The 13,317-nt window shown below is 47.5% G+C and carries 11 protein-coding genes; 1 reads left to right on the top strand and 10 read right to left on the bottom strand.

The features are described 5' to 3' along the window. Positions 1-46: 46 nt before the first annotated feature. Entirely contained in the window at positions 47-733 is a 687-nt protein-coding gene (locus ACYVD3_RS20085) for a GntR family transcriptional regulator (protein ID WP_460644268.1), read from the top strand. 84 nt (positions 734-817) lie between these two features. Here the strand turns inward: ACYVD3_RS20085 and ACYVD3_RS20080 are convergent, their stop codons facing one another. The 10 genes from ACYVD3_RS20080 to ACYVD3_RS20035 all read right to left on the bottom strand — a co-directional run bounded on the left by ACYVD3_RS20080 (position 818) and on the right by ACYVD3_RS20035 (position 13,310). After that, positions 818-1,207 carry a DUF1667 domain-containing protein gene (locus ACYVD3_RS20080; RefSeq protein ID WP_460644267.1) on the bottom strand — a complete coding sequence of 130 codons (390 nt, stop codon included), beginning with the start codon at positions 1,205-1,207 and terminating at the stop codon, positions 818-820. Continuing rightward, positions 1,204-2,463 (bottom strand): NAD(P)/FAD-dependent oxidoreductase, encoded by a 1,260-nt coding sequence (locus ACYVD3_RS20075; protein WP_460644266.1) that lies wholly within the window; start codon positions 2,461-2,463, stop codon positions 1,204-1,206. The genes ACYVD3_RS20080 and ACYVD3_RS20075 overlap by 4 nt, the downstream gene beginning before the upstream one ends. Continuing rightward, the gene (locus tag ACYVD3_RS20070; RefSeq protein ID WP_460644265.1) at positions 2,460-3,926 is read right to left on the bottom strand and encodes an FAD-dependent oxidoreductase; all 1,467 of its coding nucleotides are present in this window, start codon (positions 3,924-3,926) and stop codon (positions 2,460-2,462) included. The genes ACYVD3_RS20075 and ACYVD3_RS20070 overlap by 4 nt, the downstream gene beginning before the upstream one ends. Positions 3,927-4,130: 204 nt before the next feature. Next, on the bottom strand, positions 4,131-4,808 hold the full coding sequence (locus tag ACYVD3_RS20065) for a FadR/GntR family transcriptional regulator (protein WP_460644360.1): 678 nt from the start codon (positions 4,806-4,808) through the stop codon (positions 4,131-4,133). A 107-nt stretch (positions 4,809-4,915) separates the two neighbouring features. Further along, entirely contained in the window at positions 4,916-7,045 is a 2,130-nt protein-coding gene (locus tag ACYVD3_RS20060) for a polyribonucleotide nucleotidyltransferase (protein ID WP_460644264.1), read from the bottom strand. Positions 7,046-7,397: 352 nt separating this feature from the next. Continuing rightward, the gene (rpsO, locus tag ACYVD3_RS20055; RefSeq protein WP_460644263.1) at positions 7,398-7,664 is read right to left on the bottom strand and encodes a 30S ribosomal protein S15; all 267 of its coding nucleotides are present in this window, start codon (positions 7,662-7,664) and stop codon (positions 7,398-7,400) included. Positions 7,665-7,852: 188 nt separating this feature from the next. After that, positions 7,853-9,190: an amidohydrolase gene (locus ACYVD3_RS20050; RefSeq protein WP_460644262.1), complete on the bottom strand. Its 1,338-nt coding sequence runs from the start codon at positions 9,188-9,190 to the stop codon at positions 7,853-7,855. A gap of 142 nt (positions 9,191-9,332) precedes the next feature. Next, positions 9,333-11,126: an adenine deaminase C-terminal domain-containing protein gene (locus ACYVD3_RS20045; RefSeq protein WP_460644261.1), complete on the bottom strand. Its 1,794-nt coding sequence runs from the start codon at positions 11,124-11,126 to the stop codon at positions 9,333-9,335. Between the two features lie 13 nt (positions 11,127-11,139). Further along, entirely contained in the window at positions 11,140-12,210 is a 1,071-nt protein-coding gene (locus ACYVD3_RS20040) for an ABC transporter substrate-binding protein (RefSeq protein ID WP_460644260.1), read from the bottom strand. A 65-nt stretch (positions 12,211-12,275) separates the two neighbouring features. After that, entirely contained in the window at positions 12,276-13,310 is a 1,035-nt protein-coding gene (locus ACYVD3_RS20035) for an ABC transporter ATP-binding protein (RefSeq protein WP_460644259.1), read from the bottom strand. Between the last annotated feature and the right edge of the window lie 7 nt (positions 13,311-13,317).

The following is a 13,317-nucleotide window of genomic DNA, read 5'->3' as shown; positions in this document are numbered from 1 at the left end:
GTCCGAATTTCACCGTGACATAGCCGTAACCCAAAGGAGCGCAGAAATGACGAAAAATTTTACTCAAAACCCGGGAGAATCCGCACGTGAATATGCCCTGCGGTTTCTACTGGACCAGATCATCAACCTGGAATTCACACCAGGACAAAAAATCTCTGATATAGAAATTTCAAAAGAATTAAGTATCAGCCGGACTCCGGTCAGAGAAGCAATTCTTTCTCTTACCAATGGTCATTTGATCGAAAGCTATCCTCAAAAAGGAATTTTTGTCTCTTTGATCGATTGTAATATCGTGGAACAGGTATGTACCATGAGGAAAATGATAGAGGGGCCGCTGGCAGAAATGAGCTGCGATTTTATCACCCAGGAGCACCTGGATAACTTATACGATTATATAACGCTTCAAAAGGATTATGCGTCCAATGGACCAAGGGAAAATTTCGAGAAATTTCTGACTCTGGATATTGCTTTTCACAAAGAATTTTACGACATATGCGGTATGACCTTTATCTATAATACCATGCAGACCATCATGCCCCACTTTGACCGGCAGCGAAAGTTAAGTTACCAGATCAATGTTTCAGACCGTGTCATCAGCGATCACTCCGCCATTTGCAAAGCCATCGAAGAAAGGGATAAGAAAAAGGCTTCCGAAGCCATGATCCGGCACATATCCACCGCACTGGCAGATCAGACCATACTAAAGAAAGACTTTCCTGATTATTTCATTTAATAAATTTATTCCATATTTTGATACTACAAGAAGCCGTAAAACAGGATTTGTTTTACGGCTGTCATAATATTGCCAGGTTTCTATTTATTTCAGAAATTCGCCGGAGGGCACAGCTTTTGTCACGATAACATCTGCATCATATCCAAAAATATGTTTCACAATAACCGTTCCCGCTGTCACAGGTGCCGTCAGGCTGCACTTCTTTATCTCTTCCATGGCATCAAAGATCCTGTCTTTTGGGATCGGCTTCGTCAGACGCACGCTGGCTAATGGCAGAATTCCTCCTTTTACCAGAACTGAGGTTGCAATATTGCGGCGAGGATCAACCAGTTCCTGCCTCACATAAGTCTCTCCCCTGGGACAGAGAGCGCCATCGATGGACCGTACAAGGCAGTTTCCGCCTTCTTTTATTTCTATGTCTGCACTTATCCCGCATCCGTTTGGACAGATAATACAGGTAAATTCCTTCATCATTCCACGCTCACCTCCAAATCTTGGCCGGATACCAGCTTTTCATGAGAAATGCCAAAGCGGATCATTTCTGCCGGTATGGCATTTTTCATCTTTTTAACAGCCACTTCCCTTCCCGCCTGGCGCACAACAATGCGGCAGTCCTTCATGGGTTTTTTTACCCTCAAGGACAAGGTGAATTCTCTGGCTCCGCTGACTCTCTGAGGCACCGTATATCCGATGTTGCAATCCGCTTTAATGGAAATGACAGCAGGATTCAGACTTCCCTTTTCTACGTATTCCGCCACCGAATCAGCCAGAGATTCTGCCTCTATGGATACAAAATCAACCAGATCATGGACATGAAGAACATTTCCAGCCGCAAAGATCCCTTCTGCGCCGGTCTGGAAATATTCGTCTACTACGGCTCCCCTGGTCCGTTCATCCAGGACAACTCCCGCATCCAGGGACAATTCATTTTCCGGGATCAGGCCTACGGAAAGAATGAGGGTATCACACTGGTATTCTTTTTCTGTCCCCGGAATGGGCATGAAATTCTCATCCACCTGGGAAACAGTAACTCCGGTAAGCCTGGAATTTCCATGAATTGCGGTTATGCCATGGCTTAAATACAAAGGAATGTCATAATCATTGAGACACTGTTGGATATTCCGCGGCAGTCCGCTGGGATAAGGCTGGATTTCAAATACAGCCTTTACATGAGCCCCTTCCAGGGTGAGCCGGCGTGCCATAATCATACCGATATCTCCTGAGCCCAGGATTACCACTTCCCTGGCCGGCATGGTATTAAACAGATTCATATAAGCCTGAGCAACGCCTGCTGTAAATACGCCTGTCGGCCGCTCACCTGGAATCCCAATAGCTCCCCTTGTCCGCTCCCGGCAGCCCATGGTCAGGATCACCGCCTTTGCCTGCCATGTTCTCATGCCTTCCCTGGAAACCGCCGTCACTTGCCTTTCCCGGGTCACCTCTGTTACAGTTGCATCCGTTATGTAAGGAATATTCAATTCTTCGATTGCGTCAATGAAACGCTGTGCATATTCGGGACCGCTTAAGGCAGTCTGAAAGCGGGTCAGTCCAAACCCGTCGTGAATGCATTGGCGCAGGATGCCTCCCAACTGCTTTTCCCGCTCAATGATCAGCAATTTATGAATTCCCCGGCGGTGGAGTTCTGCTGCTGCTGCCAGTCCGGCAGGTCCTCCGCCTATAATTACAACATCCACAGGTTCTGCCTGGATCCCCTTTTGTTGTGCCTTCATGACTCCACCTCCTGCCTCACTTTGCCAAAGAACATATAAGAACCTTTTCTGGCATATTGGATTTGATCTTCTTTCTTCCCCAGTTCCTGCTCCATCAACTGTGCAATGCGCATCTGGCAGTAACCACCCTGGCAGCGCCCCATCATCGAGCGTGTTCTATACTTAATCCCAGCTAAGGTATCAACTCCCAGAGGGTTATGGATTGCCTGGAGAATTTCCGCTTTTGTCACCTTTTCACAACGGCAGATCACTTCTCCGTAATCAGGGTTTTCCAGAATTTTAGAGTTCTGCTCTTCTTTTGAAAGCTCAGCAAACCGCACCACACCTTTGCGTATGGGTTGAAAAGAGGAGTTAAGCGCAAGCTTTTCCCTCTCCGCCATGAGCCCCACCGCATAGCGGGCAATAGGGACAGCCGCAGTCAGTCCGGGGGATTCTATGCCCACAAGATTAATGGCCCGGGGCGCTATATCATCTTGCACCTCAATTTTAAAATCCTGGATTGCTCCATGGTCATCTACCCATTTTGGAAGGATTCCGGAATAATTACGGATATAATCCTGCTTGTGGATGCAAGGCCATAAATCAGAGGCACTTTTTGCCAGATAGTCCATATTTTCCCGGGATACGCCATAATATGTAAAATTCTCTGTCAGGTCCGCATTTGGCCCCACGATAACATTGCCGTCGGTGGTATTGGTCACATGGATTCCCATATAGGTATTGCTGGGAACCGGATATACCGGCATGGGAAGCAGAGGTCCGGTCCTCTTATCCAGAATAATGTAATCGCCCTTGGAGCCTATGATCTTATACCCGGTGATACCCAGCAGCTCCGATATTTTCCCGCAGCCTAAGCCGGCGCTGTTCACTACCCAGCGGCTGTAAAACGTCCCACCGGATGTAGTAATCATATAATTGCAATCTCCATCTCTTCCAATGGCTGTCACCTGGCTGTCAAAGAAATAATCCACACCATTGTCAGAGGCATTCTCAGCCAGGGCAACCGTAAAGCCGAAAGGATCTACGATCCCGCTTTCTGCAGAATACATGGCAAATTCCCCTACAACGGCAGGCACCAGTTCATGAAGCCGCTCTTTTCCTATCAGCTCCAATCCATTTACCCCATTGGCTTTTCCCTGCTTCATGGTCCGTTCCAGGGTTTCCTGATCCTCCGGTGTATTACCTACCAGAACCTTGCCGCAGCGGTGAAACGGAAAATCCAGTTCTTCGGAAAGTCGTCCCATGATTTGGTTTCCTTCCACACACAGTTTTGCTTTCAGAGAACCGGTGTTGTATGCAAACCCTCCGTGAACCACCCCGGAATTTCTTCCGCTGGTCTCGCAGCATACATCCAGATTCTTTTCCAAAACCCCTATTTTTAAGCGGTATCTGGACATTTCTCTTGCAATTGCACTTCCAATTACCCCGCCTCCGATAATAAGTACATCATATAATTGTTTCAATGTTTTTAACCTCCATGAAAAAGTGACGACTCTAGGGTGAATATTCATCCCATAAATATGTTCTATTTTTATCACATTTAATGGGATAAGTCAAGAAAAATCGAGAAATGAGGCATATATTCATCCCATGAATATATGCCTCATTTCTCAATGCAGGCTTACAAACCATTGTTTCCCCTTCCTGGTTTAAGCCCTGAATCATTTTCATTCCCTGTCTTCTTCCTTATAGCGGTTATGGTTATACATTAAATGGAAATACATTGCCTGCTGTGCCTCTACAGGTTTCCGGTCCCTGATCGCCTCATAAATCCTGCGATGAGACAAAAGCGTCTGTGAATATTCAGTTTCCCGGACCGAACCGGCAAAGACCCGGACCCCGTCTGTAATAACAGGCACCAGATTTGCCATGACCAGATTATGGCTGCAGTTGGCAATCTGGGCATGAAACTGAGAATCCTTTTCCGAATAATCCTCCCGGTTTTCCATCATTTTTTCTAATTCCAGAAGTATCTGTTCCAGGCAAAGAATGTCTTCCCCGGCTGCATTCTGAGCCGCCAGAGCTGCAATAGGAGGCTCCAGAATAATCCGGATCTGGATTAAATCCTCTGTCAGCTTTCTTCTGTCTTCTATCATGGTAAACCCCAAAGGATCATCGGCCACTCCATTTTTATCCGACAGAAAGGTTCCCGATCCCTGGCGAATGGTAACGATATTCCTGGACATCAGAATCCGTAACGCCTCACGGACCGTATTACGCCCTACCTCCAGAACTTCAGACAATTCCGTCTCGGTAGGCAGTTTGTTTCCTGTAGTATAACCTTCTTCCTGTATCATCTGCAGCAACTTTTGGGCGGCAATTTCTGCCAGTGTCTGTTTTTCCACCATATACTCCTCCCCTGTTCTGAAAAACATCTCCAGATTTATTTATTAAAAAAACAGACAGCAGACGAATATGAGCCTATCTGCTGTCTGCCATGAGGCATAGCTGTTTATTCTGTTTCTGTTTCTTCCTTCTTGTCTTCCGTCTTTGCAGCCAAATCTGATGGCTTCATGCTTAAATTGATCCTGCCCATCTTATCAACTTCCATTACCTTAACGGTAACTTCATCGCCGATGTTGACCACATCCTCTACCTTAGCCACTCTCTTTTCAGACAGCTTGGAAATGTGGACCATGCCATCCTTGTTGGGAGCCAGCTCAACAAAGGCGCCAAAGTTCATGAGCCTGACAACCTTTCCGGTAAAGACCTGGCCTGCCTGGATCTCTGTTACAATGCTCTTTATGATCTGGATGGCACGGTCGATCATGGTCTGGTCGGTTCCGCATACGGATACGCTTCCGTCATCGGAAATATCGATCTTCACGCCGGTCTCATCAATGATTTTATTGATTACCTTGCCCTGCTTACCTACCACATCACCGATCTTCTGAGGATCAATGGATATCTGGTCGATCTTTGGAGCATACTTGCCCACTTCCTTACGAGGCTCTGCAATGGCCTTTGCCATAACCTCATCAAGGATGTAGAGCCTTGCTTCTCTGGTGGTACGGATGGCTTCTTCAATGATGGGCCTTGTAAGTCCGTGGATCTTAATGTCCATCTGGATGGCAGTGATTCCCTTATGGGTACCGCCCACCTTAAAGTCCATATCGCCGAAGAAATCTTCCAGTCCCTGAATATCAGTCAGAACGATATAATCGTCATCCGTATCTCCTGTAACCAGACCGCAGGAAATACCTGCAACAGCCGATTTAATTGGAACACCTGCCGCCATTAAGGCCATGGATGAGGAGCAGATACTTGCCTGAGAGGTGGAACCATTGGATTCCATGGTCTCGGAAACGGTACGGATGGCGTAAGGGAATTCTTCCACAGAAGGAAGAACAGGGATCAATGCCCTCTCTGCCAGTGCGCCATGACCGATCTCCCGGCGTCCCGGTCCTCTGGAAGGCCTTGTCTCTCCTACGGAGAAGGACGGGAAATTATAGTGGTGCATATATCTCTTGGAAGTTTCCAAATCATCAATGCCGTCTAATCTCTGGCTTTCTGACAATGGAGCCAGGGTACAGATATTTAAAATCTGGGTCTGGCCGCGGGTGAACATGGCGGAACCATGAACTCTGGGAAGCATGTCGATCTCTGCTGCCAGATGGCGGATCTGGTCCATGGCACGGCCATCAGGACGCTTGTGGTCTTTTAAGATCATCTTGCGGACAGTCTTTTTCTGGTACTGGTAAATGGCTTCTCCCAATACAGACAACCACTCTGCCTTTTCTGCGAAAGCTTCTTCCAGTTTCCCTGTGATCTTGCGGATGTTCTCTTCTCTTACCTGCTTTTCATCGGTAAATACGGCAACCTCCATCTCTTCCGGGGTGACGATTTCCTTGATTGCTGCAAACAGCTCTTCCGGCACGGCACAACTGGTGTATCCATGTTTTGGCTTTCCGTATTCTGCTACGATGGTATCGATGAATTTGATGATCTCCTGGTTTACTTCGTGAGCCTTGAAAATGGCCTGGATCATTATGTCTTCCGACACCTCATTGGCTCCGGCCTCGATCATGATAACTTTTTCTCTTGTGGAAGCAACCGTAAGCGCCATGTCAGATACCTGCTTCTGGGCCTGGGTCGGGTTGACCACAAGTTCTCCGTCAACAAGACCGATCTGGGTGGAAGAACAGGGACCGTCAAAGGGAATGTCGGAAATGCAGGTGGCGATGGCAGAGCCTAACATGGCCGTCAGCTCCGGGCTGCAGTCCTGGTCTACGGACATGACAATGTTGTCTAAGGTCACATCGTTGCGGTAATCCTTTGGAAACAGAGGTCTCATGGGACGGTCAATGACACGGGAGGTCAGAATGGAATTCTCAGACGCTTTTCCCTCTCTTTTGTTGAAGCCGCCTGGGATCTTTCCTACGGCATATAATTTCTCTTCATATTCTACGCTCAAGGGGAAGAAATCGATTCCGTCTCTTGGCTTGTCGGAGGCAGTTGCGGTGGCTAATACTACGGTATCACCATAGTGCATGAGTGCTGCGCCGCTTGCCTGCTTTGCTACTCTGCCGACATCAACAGTTAATGTTCTGCCGGCCAGTTCCATACTAAAACTCTTATACATACTGGTATCTCCTTTTACTGGATTAATATTTATATTAACAGTAGAAGACGCCGAAACTACTGATCTGCGCGCAAAAATTGAGTTTGCTTGTGCGATCCGTTAGGATGCGTAAGCAGATTCTGCCGCAGGCAGAATTTGCCGCCGTAAACTCGGGACCTTTGGTCCCTCGTTCGCGGTGGCTCGCCAAGAGCCTGGAACCGGGAAAGGATATGCCGGCATATCCTTTCCCGATTCCTGACTTTTGGCTCTGCTTTTACGCGTACATCAGCGGTCTCGGGGAATGCTTCTACTTTTAATATTCTTTTCTTAATAGACAGATAGGGTGGAGAACTTCTCCACCCTAAATGGTTTATTATTTTCTGATTCCCAACTTCTCGATCAATGAACGATAGCTTTCCAGGTCTGTCTTCTTTAAATAATCAAGAAGACCTCTTCTCTGACCAACCATCATCAGAAGACCTCTTCTGGAATGATGATCTTTCGGGTTCTTCTGAAGATGATCGGTTAATTCTGTAATTCTCTCTGTCAGAATTGCGATCTGTACTTCTGGTGAACCTGTGTCGCCGGCCTTTCTGCCGAATTCAGCAATGATAGCTGCTTTCTTTTCCTTTGAAATCATGTTGATTTCCTCCTTTAGTCTTAAATTCTCACCTCATACCAAGTAAAGGCTGGAGTATCCGAAATACCGGGTATCGGCGCGTATTTGTACTGATACAGTTTACCACAGGGAAATATGGTTGTCAATTATTTCTATTAAATAACAGCGGTGAATTCTGTTTTTCAATTGTCCTTAACAACATCCTTCATTCAATAAATATTCCCCATTTTTTCCATATAAATTCCAAAATCCGTTTTTTTCATTTTTTTTAATAGCATATTTCTGATTTCTGCCATATCTGCCTTTACAAGCTTCTTCTCCTTCACCAGGCATTCCCCTGCCACATACACCTCTTCCACATTGGAAGGATTGGCGCTGTAAACAAGGGCAGAATAAGGATTGTAAACAGGAAACATGTTGACGGAACGGGTTTCAACTAAAACCAGGTCTGCCTGCTTTCCAGGTTCCAAAGAACCTGTAACAGAATAAAGTCCCATAGCCTTTGCACCCTGATCCGTGGCCATTGACACAATGGTTTCCGCCGGAAATGCACTCCTGTTCCTGGTCTCATTTTTATGAAAATCAGCACAAAGCTTCATCTGGGTAAGAATGTCCAGGGTGTTCCCGCTGGCAGGCCCATCCGTTCCAAGGCCTACAGGAATCCCCATCTCCAGCATGGAACTTACAGGAGCCACTCCCTTTGCCGCCTTTGTATTGGAACCGATGCAGTGGGCTACCCTTGCCCCTTTCTCCTTAAAAAGCAGAAGATCTTCTTCCGTCATATGGATGCAGTGGGCCGCCAGAGTCTCCTCTCCCAATACCTTAATGCTGTCTAAATACTGCACCGGTGACATGCCATATTCCTTACGGAAATAATCCATTTCATAGTCCATCTCTGCCGTATGTAAGGTAAAGGGAACCTTTAAGGACGAATCAAGACGGTAAGCCTCCAAAAGCAGTTCTTTCCCGCAGGTATTGGTCCCGTGGGGTGCAATGCAGGCCGATATCCGCGGATGGGATTGATATTTTTTTATCAGATCTTCCCCATAGGCAAGTGCTTCATAGGGATGGGCAAAATCACAGGCTCCCTCTTCCATCACTGTCTGCCCTGCGATCCCTCTCATCCCCATCTCATCCATAGCCTTTGCGGCTTCTTTCTCAAAGTAATACATATCAAGGGCTGTGGTCACGCCGCCAAGAAGCATCTCTGCTGCCCCGTAGCGGGTAGACAGGTAAACAAGCTCCTCATCCATGGCCTTCTGCTCCATGGGAAGCAAAAATACCCGGAGCCGGTCCTTGCAGTCATCTCCAAGCCCGCGGAAAGGGACCATTCCCATATGGGTGTGGAGATTCACCATTCCCGGCATCAGGATGCCATTTCTTCCGTCCACGGTTTGTGTATCCAAAAGCCCGGCTTCGTCCGGCAGATCCTTCATATCTCCCACCGCTGTAATGACATCCTTTTCAAACATCACAAAACCGGGATCATGAATATCCCGGCGTTCATTCATTGTTACCACAGTCGCATTTATAATTATCGTTCTCACTCTTATCAACCTTTACCTTATGATTGCCATGGATTTCAGACAGGATACACCCCCAGGTATTTCCTTATTTCTGCCCACGCATTTTGAGCAGAGCCACTCCGTTTTACCGGGGGAAAGGTATACCTGCAAGGTGTTTCCCTTTTTAAGGTTCCTGTTTTTCCACTAAAGGAACCTTTTCTTTTGTCTTTACATTAAACAGGCCTTTGTCGCTTATTTTCAGTTCCGGTGAAACCAGAAGCGTCAAAGTGGAAATGGACATGATGACATTGCTGTTCACATATCCCATGGCCTCAATTTCCGTTCTCACCTCAGCCAGTTCTTCTGCAAGCTCTAAAAGGCTTCCGTCGGAGAGAATCCCTCCTACGGGAAGGGCTGCAGAAGCCGTGACCTTCCCTTGTCTGGCCGTTACATACCCGCCCTGCATATGGACCACCCGGTTCTGGGCAAGCACCATGTCCTCCACGGAATTTCCAAGGACCAGCAGATTATGGCTGTCATGGCTCCAGGTGGTAGCCACTGCTCCGGGAGACTTTAAGGCATGGTCCACAAGCCCATAGGAAACATCGCCTGTTTTTCCATAGCGTTCAAATACCGCTGCCAGACAAAGACCTGCCTCCTGCCAGCATATGCACCTGTTGCGAATGGGAATTTCCCGTTTTACATGCCTGACCCTTGTTCCAAAGTCCTGGATCTCCATGACATTGACAGTTGCTGTTCCTTCCCGTATTTCGCACCGGTTCAGTTTAAAATCAGAAGCCAGGGCCAGGCGGCATTTTATTGACTGGTAAAAATGATCCGGGAATGCTGCCTTTGGAGGATCCAGGCTTTTTTTATGCTGTTTTCCATTTTTATAAACCGCAGAAGGGCAAAAGCTTACCAGATCATCAAGGACAAGGAAATCCGCCAGCTTTCCAGGGGCGATCATCCCCCTGTCATCAAGGCCCATTCTCCGGGCAGGTGTCAGGGTTCCGCAGTAAATGGCCTTTTCCGCCGGCATCCCCTGCTCCACCGCCAATCGGAGGATCTGGTTCAAGTGGCCCTTTGCCAGATGGTCGGGCATGGTGTCATCCGTAACAAGGGCTACATTTTCATAAAGACTGTGGCTTACTACTGTTTCCACCACATCAGGTGTCAGGGATTTAGCCTGAAGCTCCAGAAACATGCCCATATCCGTCTTTTCCAGAACCGACGCCCGGGTCTGCTGGGTATGGTCTGCGTCCACGCCGCCCCTGATAAAACCCGCCAGGTCTTCCCCTGACAGGGCGGGGCAATGTCCTTCAATCTTTAACCTGCGCCCGGCCTTCTGGCACAGGCTGACGATTCGTTTGATCAGGGTATCTTCCTCAGAAACCAGATCCAGGTCGTTCATCACCTCTCCCAGGCAGATGACTTTCTCCTCCTTTAAAAGCTCCCTGACTTCCTCTTCTCCCATCTGTCCCCCTGAGGTTTCCAGATCACTTCTGGTGGAAGGTACGCAGGATGGAATCCCGTAATAGATGTCCAGCTCTGTTTCCTGTTCCATAAAGCTTTTTATTCCTTCCAACCCGAATACATTGGCGATCTCATGGGGATCAGCCACCACACAGGTGACTCCCCAGGGCAGGGCTGCCCTGGAAAACTCACCTGGATATGTCATGGAGCTTTCGATATGCATATGGATATCGATGAGTCCTGGTATAATATATTTTCCTGCAGCATCCACCACACAGTCCGCCTCATAACACAGCTTATGAGATGTTGCAGGGCAGCCTCCCATAAAAGGCGCTGCTTCCGGCACCGTCCCTCCGGTCAAAGGAACACTTGTTTCATTCCCATGGTATGAGGAAGGGGAAATGTCGTAAAACCTTTCCCCTACAACCGCAATGTCTATTTTTTCAAAACATTGCCTGTATGTCCGGTAGACCCATCCATTTTGAACCAGTAAGTCAACCTTCATTTTCCCTCTGTCCTTAATTGTTGATAATTCGGTTCCACTGGTCAATCCAGTCGCTTAAAACAGGATTGACAAAGGAATAATCCAGAACCTTTGCACCTTCTGCCATAGCATCGTAAGTCATGTTTGCAGCATCTTCTTCGGAAACCTCCACCTGGTTATTGGTAGGCGCTTCGTTTAATGCCTTGGTTGTTTTTTCCTGCAATTCCTTGCTTAAGCGGTAATTGATGTATGCGTAAGCCAGTTCTTTGTCCTTGCAGTTTTTAGTAATGCTGATGGTATTAAAGTTTGCATAGGTCACATCAGGAGTCACATACACCAGATCCGGGCTTGCTTCCTTGATGGTGGGAACACCGAAGTCACCTACAATGGCAGCCTTGATTTCCCCGGAAGTGAACATGTTGATCAGGTCAGAAGACTTTGCATACGTCTTTACAAGGTTTGGTTTTAATTCTTCCAATGCCTCAAAAGCAGCCGCTCCCTTGTCACTTGTCACATCTACACCTCTGTAATCGCTTGCCATATAAACCATTGCAGGGCCAAAGGTAGTGGTAATATCCGGAATGGCGACGCTTCCTTCCAGTTCCGCTTTCCATAAATCATCAAAGCTCTTGATCTCAAATCCCACTGCCTCCGGATCATACATGATACCAATGCTGTTGATGGTATAGGCAGCACCCTGTCCGGCGTCTGCCATGGTCTTTGCCGCTTTGATCAAATACTGGCTGTTCTCGATCTTGCTTAAATCCAGAGGCTCAAACAGCCCCTCTTCGATTCCCTTTGCCGTCATGGCCTGTGACAGTTCAATTACATCAATGGAGCTTTCGGCGTTGGCAGAAAGCTTTGTGTAACGCTCATTGGTGCTTCCTGTCTCTGTTACGATCTTGCAGTTGTACTGGTCCTCAAAGGGCTTGTACACCTCTTCTGCTGAAATGTCCTCGCTTAAGCCATAAGTGGACAATACCAGTTTCTTTTCTTCCGTGGCGCCTTTTTTCTCTCCTGCCGCTGTTGTTCCTGCAGTTCCGGCACCGCCGCAGCCTGTCAATACAATGGCCGCACACAGGGATAATGCCAATACTTTTTTCATAATCTTCATCCTCTCTTTCTATAATTGCCCGGCTTCATCAGCCGTTGTTACCCTTTAATTTCCTTTTAAGATACGAGAATCAGCTTTGACTCCGGCAGGTAAAGGCGGATGCTGCTACCCTCTTCGTAAGTTTCTTCTGCCGGCCTGTTTACCAGAAACTTCCCTGCTGCCGTAAGGACCTCATACTGATAGCCTTTTCCAAGAAATGTCCGGACGCCTACAGTGCCTTCCAGGATGTTGTTATCCTGTCCCTCATCTGCCACCCGGACATCCTCCGGCCGTATGGTGCCCATGGAGGCACCTTCCCTGTGGGGGGTCTCTACGTTAAATACTGCGCCGGCCTGGGTTTTATATACATCTCCCTGCCTTTTTAAAGGAAGAAAATTTTCAAAGCCAATGAATCTTGCAACAAATTCCGTGTTGGGCCTTTGATAAATATTTTCCGGTGTGTCAAACTGTTCGATCACGCCCTGGTTCATAACCGCCACTTTATCCGAGATGGAGAAGCACTCCTCCTGGTCATGGGTGACGAATAAGGTGGTAATGCCCAGCTTTTTCTGAATCCTCTTGATCTCCATACGCATATTGATGCGGAGCTTTGCATCTAAGTTGCTTAAAGGTTCATCAAGGAGAAGAAGCTTTGGCTCGATCACCAGCGCTCTGGCAAGAGCAACCCTCTGTCTCTGGCCGCCGGACATCTGCTGGGGAAACCGTCCGCGAAACTCCGTAAGGCCGCAGATCTCCAGGATCTGATCCACCTTTTTATCAATTTCTGCCTTGTCCAGCTTTCTCATCTTAAGGCCAAAGGCCACATTGTCATAAACGCTTAAATGGGGAAATAAGGCATAGCTTTGAAATACGATGCCAAAATTTCTTTTATGGACCGGAACCTTTGTTAAGTCTGCTCCATCCAAAGTGAAAACTCCGTTCTGAGGCTCAATAAACCCGGCCACCACCCGAAGGGTCGTAGTCTTTCCACAGCCGCTTGGCCCTAAAAGAGAAACCAGCTCCCCTTCCTGTACCTCTAAATCAAGTCCCTTTAAAATCTGTTTCTTCTTATCATAACAGACATCAATATCCTGCAGTGTCATATATGCCATGGTTTAT

It is taken from the genome of Lacrimispora brassicae, assembly GCF_054772055.1.
The sequence above is the reverse complement of the archived record's forward strand: the minus strand, read 5'-3'. Positions and strand labels throughout refer to the sequence as shown.